The 19578-nt window shown below is 55.9% G+C and carries 19 protein-coding genes and 1 riboswitch; of the genes, 17 read left to right on the top strand and 2 right to left on the bottom strand.

Annotated elements, in window-relative coordinates; all coding sequences use genetic code 11:
• Positions 1-94: 94 nt before the first annotated feature.
• The 10 genes from urtB to J3362_RS11950 all read left to right on the top strand — a co-directional run bounded on the left by urtB (position 95) and on the right by J3362_RS11950 (position 11917).
• Positions 95-1021, top strand: a complete 927-nt coding sequence (gene urtB, locus J3362_RS11995; protein WP_014578806.1) for an urea ABC transporter permease subunit UrtB — start codon at positions 95-97, stop codon at positions 1019-1021.
• A gap of 9 nt (positions 1022-1030) precedes the next feature.
• A complete protein-coding gene (gene urtC, locus J3362_RS11990) occupies positions 1031-2239 on the top strand; it encodes an urea ABC transporter permease subunit UrtC (RefSeq protein WP_349519970.1) in 1209 nt (402 codons plus the stop codon).
• A complete protein-coding gene (gene urtD, locus J3362_RS11985; RefSeq protein WP_162851866.1) occupies positions 2239-2997 on the top strand; it encodes an urea ABC transporter ATP-binding protein UrtD in 759 nt (252 codons plus the stop codon). Before urtC ends, urtD begins: the two co-directional genes overlap by 1 nt.
• A gap of 2 nt (positions 2998-2999) precedes the next feature.
• Positions 3000-3689 carry an urea ABC transporter ATP-binding subunit UrtE gene (gene urtE, locus J3362_RS11980; RefSeq protein WP_014578803.1) on the top strand — a complete coding sequence of 230 codons (690 nt, stop codon included), beginning with the start codon at positions 3000-3002 and terminating at the stop codon, positions 3687-3689.
• A 14-nt stretch (positions 3690-3703) separates the two neighbouring features.
• Entirely contained in the window at positions 3704-4750 is a 1047-nt protein-coding gene (locus J3362_RS11975; RefSeq protein WP_349519968.1) for an aliphatic amidase, read from the top strand.
• Between the two features lie 15 nt (positions 4751-4765).
• Entirely contained in the window at positions 4766-5809 is a 1044-nt protein-coding gene (locus tag J3362_RS11970) for an AAA family ATPase (protein ID WP_349519967.1), read from the top strand.
• A 101-nt stretch (positions 5810-5910) separates the two neighbouring features.
• Complete coding sequence (gene fmdA / locus J3362_RS11965; protein WP_108018271.1) at positions 5911-7143, top strand: formamidase; 1233 nt, start codon at positions 5911-5913, stop codon at positions 7141-7143.
• Positions 7144-7148: 5 nt separating this feature from the next.
• Positions 7149-7502: an FmdB family zinc ribbon protein gene (locus J3362_RS11960; protein ID WP_041645822.1), complete on the top strand. Its 354-nt coding sequence runs from the start codon at positions 7149-7151 to the stop codon at positions 7500-7502.
• 155 nt (positions 7503-7657) lie between these two features.
• Positions 7658-7836, top strand: a riboswitch (cobalamin riboswitch).
• 129 nt (positions 7837-7965) lie between these two features.
• Positions 7966-10731: a ribonucleoside-diphosphate reductase subunit alpha gene (locus tag J3362_RS11955; RefSeq protein ID WP_349519964.1), complete on the top strand. Its 2766-nt coding sequence runs from the start codon at positions 7966-7968 to the stop codon at positions 10729-10731.
• Positions 10732-10858: 127 nt separating this feature from the next.
• A complete protein-coding gene (locus J3362_RS11950; RefSeq protein ID WP_349519962.1) occupies positions 10859-11917 on the top strand; it encodes a ribonucleotide-diphosphate reductase subunit beta in 1059 nt (352 codons plus the stop codon).
• 4 nt (positions 11918-11921) lie between these two features.
• Here J3362_RS11950 and J3362_RS11945 read toward each other — a convergent pair whose 3' ends face one another.
• Entirely contained in the window at positions 11922-12218 is a 297-nt protein-coding gene (locus J3362_RS11945; RefSeq protein WP_349519960.1) for a site-specific integrase, read from the bottom strand.
• Between the two features lie 229 nt (positions 12219-12447).
• Here J3362_RS11945 and J3362_RS11940 point away from each other — a divergent pair, with 229 nt between their 5' ends.
• The 7 genes from J3362_RS11940 to J3362_RS11910 all read left to right on the top strand — a co-directional run bounded on the left by J3362_RS11940 (position 12448) and on the right by J3362_RS11910 (position 17224).
• A complete protein-coding gene (locus J3362_RS11940) occupies positions 12448-12852 on the top strand; it encodes a GFA family protein (RefSeq protein WP_349519958.1) in 405 nt (134 codons plus the stop codon).
• A gap of 99 nt (positions 12853-12951) precedes the next feature.
• Positions 12952-13404 carry a hypothetical protein gene (locus tag J3362_RS11935; protein ID WP_349519144.1) on the top strand — a complete coding sequence of 151 codons (453 nt, stop codon included), beginning with the start codon at positions 12952-12954 and terminating at the stop codon, positions 13402-13404.
• 62 nt (positions 13405-13466) lie between these two features.
• Positions 13467-15113, top strand: a complete 1647-nt coding sequence (locus J3362_RS11930; protein WP_349519956.1) for an ATP-dependent nuclease — start codon at positions 13467-13469, stop codon at positions 15111-15113.
• A 117-nt stretch (positions 15114-15230) separates the two neighbouring features.
• Positions 15231-15509, top strand: coding sequence for a type II toxin-antitoxin system RelE/ParE family toxin (locus J3362_RS11925; RefSeq protein ID WP_349519955.1), 279 nt, complete (start codon positions 15231-15233; stop codon positions 15507-15509).
• Complete coding sequence (locus tag J3362_RS11920) at positions 15509-15802, top strand: HigA family addiction module antitoxin (protein ID WP_012137899.1); 294 nt, start codon at positions 15509-15511, stop codon at positions 15800-15802. Before J3362_RS11925 ends, J3362_RS11920 begins: the two co-directional genes overlap by 1 nt.
• A 79-nt stretch (positions 15803-15881) precedes the next feature.
• The gene (locus J3362_RS11915; RefSeq protein ID WP_349519953.1) at positions 15882-16220 is read left to right on the top strand and encodes an antibiotic biosynthesis monooxygenase; all 339 of its coding nucleotides are present in this window, start codon (positions 15882-15884) and stop codon (positions 16218-16220) included.
• Between the two features lie 155 nt (positions 16221-16375).
• The gene (locus J3362_RS11910) at positions 16376-17224 is read left to right on the top strand and encodes a tetratricopeptide repeat protein (protein WP_349519952.1); all 849 of its coding nucleotides are present in this window, start codon (positions 16376-16378) and stop codon (positions 17222-17224) included.
• Between the two features lie 102 nt (positions 17225-17326).
• On the opposite strand, the gene J3362_RS11905 is transcribed toward J3362_RS11910, so the two are convergent.
• Complete coding sequence (locus J3362_RS11905; protein ID WP_349519950.1) at positions 17327-19429, bottom strand: molybdopterin-dependent oxidoreductase; 2103 nt, start codon at positions 19427-19429, stop codon at positions 17327-17329.
• Positions 19430-19578: the final 149 nt, after the last annotated feature.

Below are 19578 nucleotides of genomic sequence, written 5' to 3'. Positions count from 1 at the left end.
GACTGCTGGCGCCCCCGGGCGCCAGCATCCGTTGCCTCTGCAACACGAGATTAAGGGTTTGAAGGGTAAGTTGGTCTCAAGGGGAGTAAGGGTCATGTTTGATGGCTACACCAGCAGTGAATTGATGTCGATATTTGCCATGCAGGGGTTTGCCGGGCTCTCCCTGTTTTCAGTGTTCGTACTGATGGCATTGGGCCTGGCCATCATCTTTGGTCAGATGGGGGTGATCAATATGGCCCACGGGGAGTTCATGATCCTCGGCGCCTACACCACCTACCTGACATCCGGTTTTTTCCAGTCCTATCTGCCGAGCCTGTTCGGCGGCTACTTCTTCGTCGCCATGGTTCTGGCTTTCCTGATTTGTGCTGCCCTGGGGGCATTCGTCGAATGGCTCATGATACGGCGACTCTATCACCGACCACTGGATACCCTTCTGGCCACCTGGGGTCTGAGCCTGATCATGCAGCAGGCTTACCGATCCATCTTTGGCGCCCGGGAAGTGGGTGTGGACCTGCCCGAGTGGATGATGGGGGCGATCCAGGTGACTGACCTGGTGGAGCTGCCCATCAATGGCTTGTTCGTCATGATCATCGCGCTGTCCATTGCCGTGGGCGTGTATTTCCTGATGTACCGATCCGGCTATGGCAAGAAAGTGCGGGCGGTGGTTCAGAATCGCCCCATGGCTGAAGCCGTTGGTATCAACAGTGCCGGTATCGACCGAGCCACCTTTGCCCTCGGGTGTGGCATCGCCGGCGTCGCGGGTGCTGCCTTCACCATGATCGGTTCCACCGGTCCGTCCTCTGGCCAGGCTTATATCGTAGACACCTTCCTGGTGGTGGTGTTTGGCGGTGCCCAGAGCCTGATCGGCACCATTGTGTCCGCCTTCGGTATATCCCAGGCCCAGTCCACCATGGAGTTCTTCCTCAGTGGTTCCATGGCCAAGGTGCTCACCCTACTGGTTGTCGTCGGCATCCTGATGCTGCGTCCAGAAGGACTCATGGCCCTCAAGGTCCGTCGCTAGGAGATTGTCATGAAGAGTTCATCCCCATTGAAATGGTTTGCCACCCGCGAGGGACTGTATTACGTCGCACTGGCCGTGTTGCTGGTGGTGCTTTTGCCACTGGCGCTGGACCCATTCCGCCTGAACATGGTGGGCAAGTACCTGACCTACGCCTTTGTCGCCATTGGCCTGGTGATGTGCTGGGGCAAGGCCGGCATTCTCAGCCTGGGCCAGGGTGTGTTCTTTGGCCTTGGCGGCTACTGCATGGCCATGTTCCTGAAGCTGGAGGCCTCCACTCCGGAGGCCACCGCCATTCAGTCCACCCCCGGCATCCCGGATTTCATGGACTGGAACCAGCTCACCGAGTTGCCATGGTTCTGGGAACCGTTCCACAGCTTCTCCTTCACCCTGCTGGCGGTGATCGGTGTGCCGGTTCTGCTGGCGTTCGTTATCGGCTTCGCCATGTTTACCCGGCGGGTGGGGGGCGTGTACTTCGCCATCATCACCCAGGCTATCGCCGCAATCCTGACGATTCTGATTATCGGACAGCAGGGCTATACCGGCGGTGTGAACGGCATTACCGATCTGCAGACGCTGAACGGCTGGGACATCCGCACCGATGAAGCCCGGACCATCCTGTACTTTGTCTGTGTTGGCATGCTGTTCCTCTGCCTGTTTGTGGCGCGCCTTGTCCAGAACCGGAAGCTGGGCCGCATCCTGGTGGCCATGAACGCCCAGGAAAACCGGGTGCGTTTTTCTGGCTATGACGTTGCCGCCTTCAAGATCTTCGTGTTCTGCCTGGCAGCGGCTTTTGCCGGCGTCGGTGGTGCCATGTTCACCCTGATTGTTGGCTTCATGTCGCCGTCGTTCATCGGCATCGTCGCTTCCATCGAGATGGTCATCTTCTGTGCCCTGGGTGGCCGGTTGTCCATCCTCGGCGCAGTCTACGGTGCCTTGCTGGTAAATGCCGCCAAGAGCGGCTTCTCGGAATCCTTCCCGGAACTCTGGCCGTTTGCCATGGGTGCTTTGTTTATCGGCGTCGTACTGGCCTTCCCGAACGGTCTGGCCGGCCTGTATCAGACCTACGTCATGCCCCTGGAAGACAAGATCTTCAAGCGCAACAAGGGTGCACAGCTGGAGGCTAAGCCCGCGAAAAAAGCCGCAGAGCCGAAGCCGACCGCTGAGAAGACTCCTGATTACGATCCGATGATCGATTCCTACAGCCCGGAGAAATCGTGATGAGTGCAGCCAAAAGCAAAAGTGGGGATTTCCTGCTGGCGGTCGAAGGCCTGACCGTGTCATTCGATGGCTTCAAGGCCGTGGATGACCTGTCCTTCTACCTCGATCCCAAGGAAATCCGGGTCATCATCGGCCCCAACGGTGCCGGTAAAACCACGGTTCTGGACCTGATCTGCGGCAAGACCAAGGCCACGTCCGGCTCCATCAAGTTTGACGGTAAGGAGCTTACCAAGCTCAAGGAGCACCAGATTGTTCACTCCGGTGTGGGCCGGAAGTTCCAGACCCCGTCGGTGTTCGAGGACCTGACTGTCTTTGAAAACCTTGAAGTGTCCTACCCAAAGGGACACAGCGTGATGGGCGCCCTGGGATTCAAGCGCGACGCGGAGGTGATCAAGGCTGTGGAGGAAGTGGCTGAAACCATCTTCCTGACCGAGGCCCTGAATGAGCCGGCTGCCTCGTTGAGCCATGGCCAGAAGCAGTGGCTGGAGATCGGCATGCTGCTGATCCAGAAACCGGACCTGCTGATGCTGGATGAGCCGGTAGCCGGGATGTCCGTCACCGAGCGCAAGAAAACCGCCGAGCTGCTGAGAGTGATTACCAGGGACCATACGGTACTGGTGATCGAGCACGACATGCAGTTTGTCGGTGATATCGCTGACCGGGTCACGGTCATGCATCAGGGCAAAGTTCTTTCCGAAGGGTCCATCGAGCACGTGAAATCGGACCCGAAAGTCATCGAAGTCTACCTGGGGCACTGATCATGCTGAGCATCAAACATCATTCGGTGGCCTACGGCCAAAGCACCATCATCGATGACCTCAACCTCGACGTGGCAAAGAACGAAATTGTCGCCGTGGTGGGGCGTAACGGCATGGGCAAGACCACGCTGATGAAATCCCTGGTGGGCATGACCCCCACGCGAGGCGGTGAAGTCAGCCTGGATGGTAACGACCTTTCCGGCCTGAAGAGCTTCCAGCGTGTGCGCGCCGGAATCGGTTTCGTGCCGCAGGGGCGGATGATCTTTCCGACACTGACGGTACGGGAGAATATCGAGACCGGCCTGGCCGCTGTTGGTGAGAAGAAGGTACCCGAGGACCTCTACGAGATGTTCCCGGTACTGAAGGAAATGCAGAACCGGCGTGGTGGCAACCTCTCCGGCGGCCAGCAACAACAGCTGGCTATTGCCCGGGCACTGGCCACCCGGCCCAAAGTGCTGCTGCTTGACGAACCCACGGAAGGTATCCAGCCCAACATTATCAAGGAAATCGCGCAGACCCTTCGGCGCATCCGGGATGAGCGGGGCCTGTCGATTGTGGTGTCGGAGCAGGTTCTGAGCTTCGTGATGGATGCGGCAGACCGGATCCTGGTGATTGAAAAGGGCGCGATTGTGCACGAAGAGAGCCGCGAAGAAGCGGATCAGGACAAGATTGCGAGCTATCTGGCGGTTTAACGAGGAGCAGAACGATGAGACACGGTGATATTTCCAGCAGCAACGATACCGTCGGCGTAGCGGTGGTGAACTACAAGATGCCGCGGCTGCATACCAAAGCCGAAGTGTTGGACAACGCCCGCAACATCGCTGACATGATCAAGGGTATGAAAGTCGGCCTGCCCGGCATGGATCTGGTGGTGTTCCCGGAATACAGCACCATGGGCATCATGTACGACAACGAGGAAATGATGGAAACCGCGGCCACCGTGCCCGGTGACGAAACGGCCATCTTCTCCGCCGCCTGTCGTGAGGCGAACACCTGGGGCGTGTTTTCTCTGACCGGGGAACGCCACGAGGATCACCCCAACAAGGCGCCGTACAACACCCTGGTTCTGATCAACAACGAGGGTGAGGTCGTCCAGAAATACCGCAAGTGTATCCCCTGGTGTCCGATCGAGGGATGGTATCCGGGTGACACTACCTACGTCACCGAGGGTCCAAAGGGCATGAAGATCAGCCTGATCATCTGCGACGACGGCAACTATCCCGAGATCTGGCGCGATTGCGCCATGAAGGGGGCGGAGCTGATTGTTCGCTGTCAGGGCTACATGTACCCGGCCAAGGAACAGCAGGTGATGATGGCCAAGAGCATGGCCTGGGCCAACAACTGTTACGTTGCGGTGGCCAACGCCTCCGGATTTGACGGCGTGTATTCCTACTTCGGCCACTCCGCGATCATTGGCTTCGATGGCCGTACCCTCGGGGAATGCGGTGAGGAAGACATGGGCATTCAGTATGCCCAGCTGTCCGTGAGCCAGATCCGTGATGCCCGTGCGAACGACCAGTCCCAGAATCACCTGTTCAAGCTGTTGCACCGGGGCTACACCGGTGTGCATGCCTCCGGGGACGGCGACAAGGGCGTGGCCGACTGTCCGTTCGAGTTCTACCGTACCTGGGTGATGGACGCCCAGAAGGCGCAGGAAAATGTGGAGGCCATGACCCGGAAGACGGTAGGTACCGCCGAGTGCCCGGTGGGCGAGCTGCCGTTCGAAGGCAAGGAAAAATCCGCAGGGGCCTAAGCCCGGGAGGCGTTCATGCCGTTTATCAACGAACGGCTGGAAGCCAATCGGGAAACCATTGAAAAGAACCGGGCCGCCTCAGGCCCGGTTCGTGCTTCCCGGTTCCGCTTCGAGCCCGAGGCCGTGATGGCCAGACTGCGGGAAAATATCGTCGGCCAGGATGAGGCTCTGGCCGCCATGGAATCCATGCTGGTGCGGGTGAAAGCCGATATCGGCGAGGACAACCGGCCGCTGGCGGTGCACCTGTTCCTGGGTCCCACCGGCGTGGGCAAAACCGAAACCGTGCGCCTCATTGCCGAAGCCATCCACGGTAATCGCGATGGCCTGTGCCGTATCGACATGAACACCCTGGCCCAGGAGCATTACGCCGCAGCCCTGACCGGTGCACCGCCGGGCTACGTGGGCAGTAAGGAAGGCCACAGCCTGTTCGATCTGGACAAGGTACAGGGCTCGTTCAGCAAACCCGGCATTGTGTTGTTTGATGAAATCGAGAAAGCCAGCAAGGAAGTGGTGCGCACGCTGCTGAACGTGCTGGACACCGGTCGGCTGGTGTTTCCCTCCGGTAACCGGGAAATCGACTTCCGCAACACCCTGATCTTCATGACTAGCAACGCCGGTGCGCTGGAGGCGGAGACGTATGAGCAGAGCTACCAGCGGGGCTGGCGTCGCTGGCTCGGTTTATCACCTGGCAACGGCGAGGCCATTCGCGATACCGCTCTGCGCCGGCACTTTGACCCGGAATTCCTCAACCGGATTGATCAGATCCTCACCTTCAACCGACTTACCGACAACTGGCTGGACGCCCTGCTGGACATTGAGCTGGCGGGCCTCAATCGCCGGTTGTCCAGAAAGCACGCCGAGCTGTCGCTGTCGCCTGAGCTGCGAGAGGAACTTTGCCGTGGCTACGACGCACGCTATGGCGCCCGTGAAATGCTGCGGGCGTTCCGGCAGCGTCTGGAACCCGCCGTTGCCCGGGCGTTGCTGGCGTATCCGGACTGTCGCCGGTTTGAAGCCGGCCTGAAGGCCAGGAAGGTCACGGTGCACCAATACGTCGAATGACGTAGGCACCGGGGGCATTTCGCGAATACCTCACAGGGACGGGATTTCGGATAGTAAAGCCGTTACCTAATCGTGCAAGCCAACACCAAGGAGCGCCCGTTATGGCTGAAACCATTATCAAGATCGATCTGAACAAGTCGGCCTATGAGAACGACAAAATTCACAACCGCTGGCACCCGGATATTCCGCTGGTGGCCACCGTCAAGCCGGGCGACGATTTCATCGTTGAGTGCTATGACTGGACCGGCGGCCAGATCAAGAACGACGACAGCGCCGACGACGTGCGCGATGTTGATCTCAGCCAGGTTCACTTCCTGTCGGGACCGATCGGGGTCGAGGGCGCGGAGCCGGGCGACCTGCTGGAAGTCGACATCCTCGACATCGGCACCTTCGAAGAGAGCCAGTGGGGCTTTAACGGGTTCTTCTCCAAGCAGAACGGCGGTGGCTTCCTGACCGAACACTTCCCGGAGGCCCAGAAATCCATCTGGGACTTCAACGGCATGTTCACCAAATCCCGCCACATTCCCAACGTGGAATTTGCCGGCCTGATTCACCCGGGCCTGATTGGCTGCCTGCCCTCCAAAGAATTGCTGGACACCTGGAACAAGCGTGAGGCCGGACTGGTCGCGACCGATCCGGAGCGTGTGCCGGAACTGGCAACACTGCCCAACGGTGAGACCGCCCATATGGGCCAGATGACCGGTGACGCGGCCAAGGCTGCCGGCGCCGAGGCCGCGCGTACCGTGCCGCCACGGGAACATGGCGGTAACTGTGACATCAAGGATCTGTCCCGTGGCTCCAAGGTGTATTTCCCGGTGTACGTGGACGGGGCCGGCCTCTCCGTAGGCGACCTTCACTTCAGCCAGGGCGACGGCGAAATCACGTTCTGTGGCGCCATCGAAATGGCCGGCTGGATTCACCTGCGGGTGAACCTGATCAAGGACGGCGTGAAGAAGTACGGCATCAAGAATCCGGTGTTCAAGCCCAGCCCGATCAAGCCCCGTTACGATGACTATGTAATCTTCGAAGGCATCTCCGTAGACGAAGACGGCGGCCAGCATTACCTGGACGTGCACGTGGCTTATCGTCAGGCGTGTCTGAACGCCATCGAATACATGACCAAGTTCGGTTATACCAAGGCCCAGGCCTACGCGATTCTGGGCTGTGCGCCGGTGGAAGGCCACATTAGCGGCGTGGTGGATATCCCGAACGCCTGCGCCACGCTCTGGTTGCCGACGGGCATCTTCGACTTCGACATTAACCCGTCCGCTGAGGGTCCGCAGAAGAAAGTCAGCGGGGGCATGGACGTACCGCTGTCGAAAGATAAGGAGTAATCGCCATGCCCGTGTATGACTACAAGTGCCGTGAACATGGCCTCTTTCACACACTGGCCACCATGGAGGATGCGGCCAAGCCGGCGCAATGCCCCACCTGCAAGGCCATGTCGCCGCGGGTGATCGTGTTGCCATCCCACATTGCCGCCATGGACCCGGCCAAAAGGGCGGCCGAGGACCGGAACGAGCGGTCCCGGCATGAGCCGGTGTTTTCCACCGCAGACCGAAGGGCGAATGATAAGGAGCACAGTCGCGCCTGCGGCTGTGGCTCCCCGAAACCCGGAAAGTCCATGCTGTTCTACACCGCTGACGGGAAGAAGATGTTTCCTTCCATGCGGCCCTGGATGATCAGCCACTGATTGGCTGAGTTGAAACTGTCACGTGTTTGGCCCCCTCTCCGGGGCCTTTTTTATTGCTTCAGGTTGTCCCTTCCGAATATCGTGTATATAGTGTTTCTATCCTTGGTCAAATACCAGATGTAGTGATCAGTGCGTAACCAACTCGGTCAACGTGTGATCATCTCAGCCATTCTGGTATCGGGAATCCGGTGAGACTCCGGAACTGACGCGCAGCGGTATTGGGGAACAAGCGTGGCATCAAGACACTGGTGAAAGCCGGGAAGTCGCCACACGAGGCCGAATCGAACGATTCATGCCCCTGAGTCCGAAGACCTGCCAGGGATGAAGGAGCCTTACGGCTCCCAACTGCACCTTCGCGACCCAGGGTGAGCAGACCGGTTATGCCCAGCCATTCCCATGGCGAGGTGTGCCCCTGCGTACGCGATGGTGAAAGGAACTCAACGCGTATTCAGGAGAACACTGCATGTCTGCCTCAGCCCTGGCCGAACCCCGGCCAACCTCGCACACGGACACCGAATCCCTTCAGGTCATCAAGCGCAACGGCACACTTGTCGGCTTTGACCCATCCAAGATCAGCATCGCCGTAACCAAAGCGTTCCTCGCTGTTGAGGGCGACACCGCCGCCGGTTCCGCCCGTATCAATGACGCGGTACACCGGGTGACCGACCAGGTTATCCAGGCGATTGGCCGTCGCCTGAAGGCCGGTGGCAAGGTGCATATCGAAGACATCCAGGATCAGGTGGAACTGGCCCTGATGCGGGCCGAAGAACAGAAGGTGGCCCGCGCCTACGTCCTGTATCGGGAAGAGCATGCCCGCGAGCGCGCCCGCCATGCGCCGGTTGAGGCGCACCCCCATCTGACGGTGAAAAAGACCAGTGGCGAGATTGCTCCGCTGGATCTGGGCCTGATGAAACTGCAGGTGGAACAGGCCGCCACAGGGCTGGAGGGCATTGAAGGTGATTCCCTGGTGGACGATGCCCTGACCAACCTGTACGACGGCATCGCCGAGGAAGACGTGCTGTCGGCCTTGATCATGACAGCCCGCAGCCGGATTGAGCGGGAGCCGGACTACAGCGCGGTCACTGCACGCCTGCTCCTGGAGCAACTTCGCCTGGAGAATGCCGCCGCCCTGGGCCTGCCCATCAGTCTGCCATTGGCTGAGATTTATCCACAGGCCCTGAGTGCCTTTATCGATGCGGGAATCCGTTACGAATTGTTGGATGAAGCTCTGGCCACCTTTGATCTGGAGCGCCTGGGTGCCGCCCTTCGGCCGGAGCGGGATCTGCAGTTTGGCTTCCTGGGCCTGCAAACCCTGTACGACCGTTATTTCCTGCACTGGAACAAGGCCCGCCTGGAATTGCCTCAGGTATTTTTCATGCGGGTTGCCATGGGCCTGGCCCTGCGCGAAGACGACCCGAATGCCCGGGCCATCGAGTTCTACAACCTGTTGTCTTCGTTCGACTACATGGCGTCCACACCCACGCTGTTCAACAGCGGTACCCGCCATTCTCAGCTGTCGTCCTGTTACCTGACGACGGTTGGCGACGATCTTGAAGACATCTACGGCGCCATCCGAGATAACGCCATGCTGTCCAAATGGGCTGGCGGTCTGGGTAATGACTGGACTCCAGTTCGGGCGCTGGGCTCCCACATCAAGGGCACCAACGGCCAGAGCCAGGGTGTGGTGCCCTTCCTGAAAGTAGTCAACGACACCGCCGTAGCGGTCAACCAGGGCGGCAAGCGCAAGGGTGCGGTGTGTGCCTACCTGGAAAGCTGGCACCTGGACATCGAGGAGTTCCTGGAGCTGCGCAAGAATACCGGCGACGAACGCCGCCGAACCCACGACATGAATACGGCCAACTGGGTGCCGGACCTGCTGATCGAGCGCATGCGCGAAGACCGGGACTGGACCCTGTTCTCCCCCAGCGATGCGCCGGATCTGCACGACCTGTACGGCAACGCCTTCCGTGAACGCTACGAGCATTACGAAGCCCTCGCAGAGCAGGGCAAAATCAAGCTGTTCAAGAAAATCCCGGCCAAGCAGCTCTGGCGCAAGATGCTCACCGTGCTGTTCGAAACCGGCCACCCCTGGATCACGTTCAAGGACCCGTGCAATCTGCGCTCTCCCCAGCAGCACCGGGGCGTGGTGCACAGCTCTAACCTGTGCACGGAAATCACCCTGAACACCAGCGCCGACGAGATTGCCGTGTGCAACCTTGGTTCCGTGAACCTGGCGGCTCATATCGCCAACGGCGAGCTGGACGTGCAGCGCCTGGAACAAACGGTGAACACCGCCGTGCGCATGCTCGATAACGTTATCGACATCAACTACTACGCCGTACCTCAGGCCCGGAATTCCAACCTCAAGCATCGCCCGGTCGGTCTTGGCCTCATGGGTTTCCAGGACGCGCTCTATCAATTGGGCCTGCCGTATTCCAGCCCGGAAGCGGTTGAGTTTGCCGACGTTGCCATGGAGCAACTCAGCTACTTCGCCATCCGCGCCTCGGCTTCGCTGGCGGGTGAGCGAGGCGCCTATGAGAGCTTTGAGTGCTCACTCTGGCAGCAGGGCATCCTGCCGATCGACTCCATTAACCTGCTCAAGGAAAACCGCCGGGAAGGGGACCTGTCCGTGAATACCAACGCCCGGCTGGACTGGTCTCCCGTACGCGAACTGATCGCAAAAAACGGCATGCGCAACAGCAACGTGATGGCGATTGCCCCGACTGCGACGATTTCCAACATCGTGGGTGTGTCCCAGTCCATCGAGCCGGCGTACCAGAACCTGTTCGTGAAATCGAACCTCTCCGGCGAGTTCACCGTGGTGAATCCCTCTCTGGTCCGAGACCTCAAGGCCGAAGGACTGTGGGACAACGTGATGGTGAACGACCTCAAATACTTCGACGGCAGCGTTCAGCAAATCGACCGCATCCCCAACGAACTGAAAGCGCGATACGCCACTGCCTTTGAGATCGACGCAAGGTGGCTGGTGGAAGCCGCGGCCCGGCGCCAGAAATGGCTGGACCAGGCCCAGAGTTTGAACCTCTACATGGCCGAGCCCAGCGGCAAGAAGCTGGATGCCCTCTACCAGCTGGCCTGGGAACGTGGGCTGAAAACCACCTATTACCTGCGCTCCCTGGGTGCCACCGGCGCTGAAAAAACCGCTCCGGTTGCCGCACCCCAGCCCCAGGTGTGCAGCATCGACGATCCGGACTGCGAAGCCTGTCAGTAACGCCGCGGTAAATGTAGGTCGGATTAGGCGAAGCCGTAATCCGACAACCAAGCCAGAGTTCACGAACCACCGTCGGATTACGCTGCGCTAATCCGACCTACAGTGAACCGAATGTAGAGGTAAGAAAATGCTCAACTGGGACGACGAACCAACTACTCAAACCAAACCGACAAACACAGCAGCCCCGGCACCGGTGAACGTGGACGACAAACGAGTCATCAACGGCGAAACCGACATTAACCAGCTGGCACCGTTCAAGTACCCCTGGGCCTGGGAGTACTTCATGAACGCCAACAAAAACCACTGGACCCCCCTGGACGTGAACATGGCCCAAGACGTTCACGACTACCACCACCGGCTGACCGCGCCGGAAAAACATGTGTACGAGAACGTGTTGGCCTATCTGACCACTTCCGACATCCTCGCCATGCGCAACATCGGCCTGGCGGTGATGGAGAAGATGAGCGCGCCCGAGCTGCAGATCTACCAGGCCCGGCAGGTATACGAGGAAGCCATGCACACCTGGGCCTACCAGCACTGCATCGAAACCCTCAACCTGGACCAGAGCGAGATCTACAACCGCTACCGTGTGGTGCCCGCCATCAACGGCAAGATCCAGATCGCCAACCGCCGGCTGGATGCGGCCATGCGCCCGGACATGAACCTGCGTAACAAGGACGACCTGCAGGAATTCATCATGTCTTACCTGTTTTTCGCGGCGGTGTTCGAAGGCACCTGGTTCTACAACGGCTTTAGCCCCATCTTCGCCCTGCAGCGTCGAGGCCTGATGCGCGGCACCGGTGAACAGCTGCAGTACATCCTGCGGGACGAGGCCATGCACTTCTCATTCGGCCTGAAAGTGGTCAACCAGATCGTCGAAGAGGAGAGCATCACCTTCGATCCGAAGGCGGTGCGCGAGATGTGGGACGAATCAGAAGCCGCCGAGAGGGCCTATGCGGACTACATCTTGCGGGACCCGATACTCGGCTACTCCGCCGAATATCACAGCGAACAGTTCCGCTTTGTGGCCAACCGCCGTGCCCGCACCGTGGGCCTGGAAGAGCCGTTCCCGGGTGCGAAGAACGTGTCGCCCTGGCTCGACGAGCAAGCCACCCTGCGCAAGGAAAAGAACTTCTTTGAAACGCGGGTGATTGAATACCAGACCGGGGCTCAGCTGGAGTGGTGAGGGCTTACTGACCGCTAGCCGAGCGGACTGCGCACCCCTGCGAAACCTTGTCCGAGGACGTGGGTATAAATTTGGGTGGTGCGCAGATCCGCATGGCTGTCGCGACATTACGATGCACAGCGAGCCAGGTCAGAAACTCATTGACCTCTCTGGGCCCCATATCGCGAGGGTGCTTCATTTGCTGAAAACGAATGAAGTAACGGATCCAGTACCAGTAGGTTTTTTCGGTACGGATGCTGTAATGATTCACGCGGATAACCGCATGAACCTGGTCCCGTAAGCGAGGTTGTTTTCCCTTCATGCGTCCCGGCTCCCTGCCAATACTGTTTATTTATACAGTATTATTGGTGGCGTGGATCACAGATGTCAAATGATTACATGGAAAGGCAGTTTGTAGTGGGCTAACCTGTTGTTTTATAAATTTATGGGCACTGCGTACTGTGATCCAGAAGCCGCAATAACGAAGCGGTCAAATTTCTGCAATCATGAAGCGCTCTGTCTAATTGCTGTTATGCACTAAGGAGAGTGAAGTGCCGATAACCGGCGGGTGTTTCTGTGGTGAGGTGAGCTACCAAGTCGATGGCATACTTAGTGATGCTAGGTCCTGCCATTGCTCCCGCTGCCGAAAAGTATTCAGCTCCCAGGCGTCAGCATATGCATTGGTTGAATCCTCTGAGTTCAGTTGGTTGTCCGGCGAGGAGTTGCTTACATCCTATGAGGGCAGCCATGGCTTTGGGCTTCAGTTTTGTAGCAAATGCGGGTCTACGCTCTGTGGCATTTTTAATGGAGTCATTCATGGTGTGACTTTGGGATGCGTGAACGGCGATCCTGAAATCGAGATTGGCATGCACATCTTTGTAGGCTCCAAGGCGACGTGGGAAGTTTTGCCAGATACGGTGACTCAATATCATGAGCAGGGTCCGAACAATGCATAACCAGGCGGTCAACCGGACGCCAAAAGCGTACCGCTTTTGGTTCCCTCCGCTGCGCTCCGGCGCCGGTTACCATCAGCGTTAAGTGCTTTAGGGGTATCAGTGCTGAATTCATTATCTGAGCATGGTTTTAAAAGCGTTTCCGGCTATGGCAAGAGAATTCCAGAGTGTGTGTCACTTTTAAAGAAGCAAACATGGAATACAAATCGCGCTATATGTGTGGTCGAACTGAATGTGCTCCCCAAAGATATGAGGACTTATCTTAAAGGGTTGAGAACTAGTGTGGCATTTCGGGTCGGCTTCTTTCCTTTGTTTTGGGGGTTGGGCTTGCAGGTTGTGGTGGTCTGTCCCGGTATTAAATCTCTAGAACAAGATCCGGTAGATTTCGTGGCGAAAGTAGACAATCAATGGGCAATCATCCAGAGCGTGTTCCTTGTCGACCCAGGAGATCGAAGTTTTAGAGAAGGTAGAACTTGGGGGCAGTTCTTAACCGGCAAATATCAAGATGCCATTTCAAATGAACTGCGAGTTAGCTATGGCAAAGCAGGCACTTAACAAGGCGCTGCTGCCGACAAGCGGCAGAGCTAGGCGTTAAGCGTATTTAAAAGGGGAGCTTTATGAGGTTGTCAGCCTTACTTATATCTAATTTCAAGGGCATCAAGGATGAAGTGAAAATCCTTATAGATAATATTGTTGTCCTAGTTGGTCCGAATAATAGTTGCAAATCAACAATGCTCGATGCATACGAGGCCTATGTCTCAATGGGAAGTCCACTTAGTATCGATCATTTTCACAATAGAGAAACAGATAGCCCGGTAATAATAACCGGTATATTTAAAGATGTTACACAAGACGATATAGATACCTTGGGACAGGAATGGTATCTGCAGAATGATCCAGAATTTGGCGATTGTGCTAAGTTTCAGATTCGCTGGGAATCCCCTGATGAAAATGGCACAAAGTATAGCTTTAGCAATAAAATCAACGACTGGAAAAAAGGTGGTGCTGGGGGCTGGAATACGCTTTTACAAAGTAGGTTACCTGCACCAATCAGAGTAAATCCAAATGATGGATACGACGGTCTTGAAAAGGTAGTCAAAGATCTTGCCTCAAAAAATGCAGCAAAGAAACTAAAAGATGACAAGGGCAAAGTAGCTGGCATTGTTTCTGAAATAGAAAAGTTAGCAAAAGAAGTAGATAAAGAAATTTCTGGAAGCGTAAACCAGTTGAGCAAAAAGATAGAGAATGAATTGAATAAATTGTTTCAGGGAGCTTCTGTAAGCTTTGAAACAGGAGTTGGGAAGTTTAAGGCTGAAGACGCGATAAAAGACGGCTCTAAGTTCTTTATAAAAACAAGTGGGAATGTATCTTCTCTTGACCATCAAGGTACTGGCATCAAGAGAGCCTTCTTATGGTCGGCTATCAATGCTCTGTGCAGTGAAGGAATGTACAAGAAGGGGTCGAAAGTAATTCAAAATGATGCCCCAAAAGTTTTGCTTATTGATGAGCCTGAGATAAATTTGCATCCTTCTCTGATAAGAGCGGCGAGGAAGGCGATATATGCCTTGGCTGATATGGAAGGCTGGCAGGTCATATGTACAACTCACTCTCCTGTATTTATTGATCTTACGCAGGATCATACTACTTTGATTAAGGTCTCAAACACTCAGGATGGTGTTTGCTATTTTCAAACAGATCGCGCTCACTTTAGTGTTGATGAGAAAGATAATTTAAAAATGCTGAATCGATGTTGTCCGACCGTTAACGAGTTCTTTTTTTACTCGAATGCGCTTCTTGTTGAGGGTGATACCGAATATTTGGCATATCAATACATCATTGAAGAATCAGGCCTTGAGGGAAGCTATTGCGTTATAAACTGTAGAGGGAAGGCCAACATTCCGACGTTCATCAAGATATTTGACCAATTCAACGCGAATGCTGTTGCAATTCACGACCTTGATACAAGGTTCAAGAAGGATGGATCTAAGAATGCCATGTGGACGATTAACCTGAATATCAGAGATCTCGCAGATAAAGCCGGTGGGAGAGTCAAAACTGTAGTCCATAATCCTGACTTTGAAGGATTTTATCTTAACGAGAGTCCGGTAAAAGACAAGCCTTATAATCTCTTTACTCATTTAACCTATTCTGGTTTTAAGACTGAGGAGAAGTACAAGAAGCTGCGAAATTCTCTCAATTCAATTATTGATGGTTCGCATGAAGGGTTATATGAAACTCAGGCTGAACTTGATGGAATGGCTTAACAATGCCAAGCACGGCGACAGCTTCTCCATTGCGGCTGCGCCTCCATTCCAAAGCTGCGCATGTTGGCGGCGTTAAGCTCTATTGTTGCGTGATGCGCAACATGCTAGCATCCCCTCATGATTAAATCATTCCGTCACAAAGGACTGAAGCGGTTTTACTCGACCGGCCACACGTCTGGCATACAACCCGACCATGCCAAGAAGCTGCGTATGCAACTGGCTGCTCTGGATACGGCGACTTCAGTGGAAGACATGGATGTCCCTGGTTTTCGGCTTCATCCATTGAAGGGTAAAGATAAAGGCCGGTGGTCGATTAGGGTTAACGGAAATTGGCGCATGACGTTCGAATTCCAGGACGGCAACGCCTACATTCTTGATTATGAGGATTATCACTAATGACTATGCATAACCCGCCTCATCCTGGTGAATTCATTCGTGAGGTGTACCTGGAGCCTTTCGGTATCAGCTCTCGTCAGCTTGCTTCCAGTCTGGGCGTTTCTCCCTCCACTTTGTCTCGGTTGCTAAAAGGGGATAGTGGCATTAGCCCTGAAATGTCTTTGCGGCTGTCCAAGGTTCTCGGGCGTACTCCTGAGAGCTGGTTGGCGATGCAAGATATGTATGACCTATGGGTGGCTCGCGGCACAGTCAATCTGGAGGGTATTCATCGCCTGGACTTCGAAGCAGCTTAACCAGTGGCTGTTGTCGGACGCGCCTGCGCTGGCGCTCCGGCGCAGGTTACCCAAGCATTAGCACTCAGTGAGGAAATGAATGTTTGTTGCCGTTTATGAGTTTGAGATCAAGGAAGGCGCAGAGACTTCATTTCGCGAAGCTTGGCTTGCAGTGACGAAAGCTATCTATGAGCACTGTGGCAGTTTTGGTTCAAGACTCCATACCTCAGACAAGCCGAATATCCTGGTTGGTTATGCTCAGTGGCCTGATCGGGAAAGGTGGGCAAAAGATCGTCACGTAATCGATGAAAAATATCATAGAGCACGCAAATACATGCTCGACTGTTTGGTTCAATCGAAAACTGTCTATAAATTGGAAGTCAGTGACGATTACTTGCAGCCTGTTTTGGCTCAGCCAGTCTCGTTTTCCGATAGCTGATACGGCGCGGGGAGAATCAGTGCGCTATTGATCGCTGAATTTGTGCTCGGATTGTGTGAAATAAGCTGCAGAAAACTGTAAAACCTTAGTTTTGATCAATGGTTGATGGAGTACGGGTGGTGAGCGTCAGGTGTCGAGGGATCGTTTTGCTGTGTTTGTTGCAGCTCGCGGGGTGTTCAATCACTCAAAGTGGAAAAGGCTTTGATCTTGTAGACGACAATAAATACGAGGAAGCTCTGCCATATTTTGAAACGGCAGCAAACGAGGACGGTAGTAAGTCCTCTGCGGTCATGGCCAGCTTCCTTTATTTGTCCGATTACCAGATCCCGCGCGATATCGAGAAAGCAAAGGAGTACTACCAGCTATCGCAAAGCCTGGAGCACGGTCGTTGGGATCAGTACCTCGATTACTTTATGCCGTTGGCAAACGCTAAAATTCTGCTTTACGACGATGATCCCGGCAATGATGAAGAAGGAACGGATATTTTAAGGGGAGATCGTTACTCCGAGTATTCGCCTGCTCTTGGTTTACTGGCCAAATCTTACGCTTTCGGAAAAGGTGTCGATAAGAAGATTGGCATATCCAAGGCGCTGTTCGAACGATCAGTCGAATACGATAACGAAGTATATTCGGCGCATCATTATTCCTGGTTTTTGGCGGTCCACCCCGATGCGGAGTTTCGTGATGGTGCTCGAGCGCTGGAACTGATTCAGGAAGTCATGGAGGACGACGATGAATCAAAGCAGGCAACAACACTGGATACGTTAGCGGCGGTTCTCGCAGAAAATGGTCGGTTTGATGAAGCTGTCGAAACTCAGAAGAAGGCGATAGACAGGTTGATTGAGGAAAGTAAGGATTATCCCAAGTTCCTTGTCTGGAAAAGTTGGCTGGAGTGTCGCCTGAAAACGTACGAGAAAAACCTTCCCTGGCACTATGAATCGAATCAAACGCCCTTTGTTGGTTCTGCCGGCAGTCAGCCTTGTGTGTGGAAAGAAAGCCCATAAAAGGGGATTTGCCGACCAGCCTCCGGCAGTACCAACCAAGACTGACTGACAGACTTCCCCTATTCAGCAAGACGCGCAACCTTCTCCATGCCCTATCTCACATCAGGCTGCGCGTACGGCTACCCTCGTACCGTTGAACGCCGCATTGCCCGTCAACGCGTCAATGCGCCCGGAATCAGTAACGTCGTTCATGCTCACGCCGGGTTGTCCCTCGGCGATCGACATGGCGGTGTCGGGCCGGTTGTGGCCCCAGCCCTGGGGCATGCTGATCACACCCTCGAACATATCGTCGTCGATTTCCACCGGCAGGTTGATGCTCCCGGAAGCCGACGTAACCTTGGCCAGTTGTCCGTCTTCAAGCCCGATTTTGAGGGCATCTGACGCGTTCATCTGCAAAGTGCACGGGTTCTTGCCCTTGACCAGGCGGTGGGAATTCTGGGTCCAGGTATTGTGGCTGCGGGGCAGGCGGCGGCTGATCAGCGTGAACGGATAGTCGCTGGTCTCATCTGCCTGCAACAGGCCTGAGGCATTCAGGCGCTTCAGATCGTCCAGATACAGCTGCGGAGCCACCCGGATCTTGCCGTCTTCGGTCTGGATGCGCTGCGCCAGGCAGGGCTGAAGCGGCCCCAGATCCACGCCATGAGGGTTGGCTTTCAGGGTCTCCAGACTCATGCCCTCTTTTCCGTAGGCGCCGTGTTTCAGGCCCAGATCCAGCATGGCCTCCGGCGTTACGCCATCGTCTTCCAGGCCCGTTAACTGCAGGGCGAGATCCCGCAGAATTTCCCAGTCGTGTTTCTGGTTTGGCGCTTTTTCGAACATCGGTTCCGAGAATTTCGCGGTATTGCGAACGGCGAAAGAGTTGAAGAACACATCGAAGTGCGGCACTTCCAGCCCGGTCGTGGCCGGCAGGATGATGTCGGCGTGACGGGTGGTTTCGTTCAGGTAGATATCGACCGACACCATGAAATCCAGGGCATCGAAAGCGTCTTCCAGTCGGGCTCCGCCGGGCGCCGAAAGCACCGGATTACCGGCGATGGTGATCATCGCGCGGATCTGGCCCTCGCCCGGGGACAGGATCTCATCGGCCAGGGTAGCCACGGGGAATTCGTTGTTGAAGTAGGGGAGTTTTCGCACCCGGGACTCATAGCGGCCATAGGAACTCGGCTTGCCCTTTTTGTCCCTGACAAGATCAAAGGCCGGCTGGGGTAACATGGCGCCGCCGCGGCTATCGAAGTTGCCGGTAAGAATGTTCAGCACGTTGTTCAGCCACTGGCAGAGGCCGCCGAACGACTGCGTCGAGGCGCCCATGCGGCTGTAGCAAACCGCACTTTTGGCAGCGGCCATCTCCCGTGCCAGCTCGCGGATGGCGCTAGCGCTCATACCGCAGGCGTCCGCTACGGATTCCGGAGCATAGGGTCTGACGGCCTCGGCCAGTTGTTCCAGCCCGTCGATCCGGTCTTCCAGGTGGCCAAGGGTAACCAGTTGTTCCTCGAACAGGGTGTGGACCATGGCCAGCATGAACAGTGCATCGGTTTCCGGGCGGATGAACAGGTGCTGGTCGGCCTTTTTCGCGGTTTCGGTGCGCCGTGGATCAACCACCACCACTTTGCCGCCGCGTTGCTGGATGGCTTTCAGCCGTTTCCCCACGCCGGGTGCGGTCATCAGGCTGCCGTTGGAGACAATTGGGTTGGCGCCAATGATCAGCATGAAATCCGTATGGTCGATGTCGGGCACCGGAATCAGCATGCCTGCGCCGAGCATGTAATTGGAAGCCACGTGGTGCGGTAACTGGTCGGCGGAGGCGGAGCTGTAGCGGTTGTTGGTGCCCAGCGCCTTGAAGAACCGCGGCAGCATGATGGCGTTGCCGAAGTTATGGGCGTTTGGATTACCCAGATACACCCCAACGGCATCCTGGCCGTGTTCCTGCTGGATGTCCCGAAACCGCGAGGCGATTTCCTCGAAGGCAGCTTCCCAGCTGATCTCCTGCCAGCCGTCGGCGGTGCGCTTCATGGGTGTTTTCAGGCGGTCCTTGTCATTGTAGAAATCCTGCAGTGCAACGGCTTTCGGGCAGATATGGCCGTGGCTGAACGGGTCGTTGTTGTCGCCCTTGATGGACAGGATCTCGTTACCCCGATGCTGGATTTCGAGGCCACACATGGCTTCACAGATGTTACAGGTGCGGTAATGGGTCTGGGTGTCGGTCATGGCAAACACTCACTCGGGATATTGTCATTGTAGGTTCTGGCAGTGTGGCACAGGCCGGCGGAAAATCAGACGGTCATAATTCACATAAAACCGGTCAATCCCGCCAAATAATGTTTCTCCCGGTGCCTGAAAGACAGGCCGGAATTTCA

The sequence above is a fragment of the Marinobacter sp. NFXS11 genome (assembly GCF_040148675.1).
In the GTDB taxonomy this organism is placed as follows: domain Bacteria; phylum Pseudomonadota; class Gammaproteobacteria; order Pseudomonadales; family Oleiphilaceae; genus Marinobacter.
The sequence above is the reverse complement of the archived record's forward strand: the minus strand, read 5'-3'. Positions and strand labels throughout refer to the sequence as shown.

Bases quoted from the DNA above. Each gene is read 5' to 3' on its own strand.
- J3362_RS11920 (WP_012137899.1), top strand. From the start codon at position 15,509: ATGACTATGCATAACCCGCCTCATCCTGGTGAATTCATTCGTGAGGTG.
- J3362_RS11915 (WP_349519953.1), top strand. From the start codon at position 15,882: ATGTTTGTTGCCGTTTATGAGTTTGAGATCAAGGAAGGCGCAGAGACT.
- J3362_RS11905 (WP_349519950.1), bottom strand. From the start codon at position 19,429: ATGACCGACACCCAGACCCATTACCGCACCTGTAACATCTGTGAAGCC.
- J3362_RS11925 (WP_349519955.1), top strand. From the start codon at position 15,231: ATGATTAAATCATTCCGTCACAAAGGACTGAAGCGGTTTTACTCGACC.
- urtC (WP_349519970.1), top strand. From the start codon at position 1,031: ATGAAGAGTTCATCCCCATTGAAATGGTTTGCCACCCGCGAGGGACTG.
- J3362_RS11930 (WP_349519956.1), top strand. From the start codon at position 13,467: ATGAGGTTGTCAGCCTTACTTATATCTAATTTCAAGGGCATCAAGGAT.
- urtE (WP_014578803.1), top strand. From the start codon at position 3,000: ATGCTGAGCATCAAACATCATTCGGTGGCCTACGGCCAAAGCACCATC.
- J3362_RS11950 (WP_349519962.1), top strand. From the start codon at position 10,859: ATGCTCAACTGGGACGACGAACCAACTACTCAAACCAAACCGACAAAC.
- urtD (WP_162851866.1), top strand. From the start codon at position 2,239: ATGAGTGCAGCCAAAAGCAAAAGTGGGGATTTCCTGCTGGCGGTCGAA.
- J3362_RS11960 (WP_041645822.1), top strand. From the start codon at position 7,149: ATGCCCGTGTATGACTACAAGTGCCGTGAACATGGCCTCTTTCACACA.
- J3362_RS11955 (WP_349519964.1), top strand. From the start codon at position 7,966: ATGTCTGCCTCAGCCCTGGCCGAACCCCGGCCAACCTCGCACACGGAC.
- J3362_RS11970 (WP_349519967.1), top strand. From the start codon at position 4,766: ATGCCGTTTATCAACGAACGGCTGGAAGCCAATCGGGAAACCATTGAA.
- J3362_RS11945 (WP_349519960.1), bottom strand. From the start codon at position 12,218: ATGAAGGGAAAACAACCTCGCTTACGGGACCAGGTTCATGCGGTTATC.
- fmdA (WP_108018271.1), top strand. From the start codon at position 5,911: ATGGCTGAAACCATTATCAAGATCGATCTGAACAAGTCGGCCTATGAG.
- urtB (WP_014578806.1), top strand. From the start codon at position 95: ATGTTTGATGGCTACACCAGCAGTGAATTGATGTCGATATTTGCCATG.
- J3362_RS11975 (WP_349519968.1), top strand. From the start codon at position 3,704: ATGAGACACGGTGATATTTCCAGCAGCAACGATACCGTCGGCGTAGCG.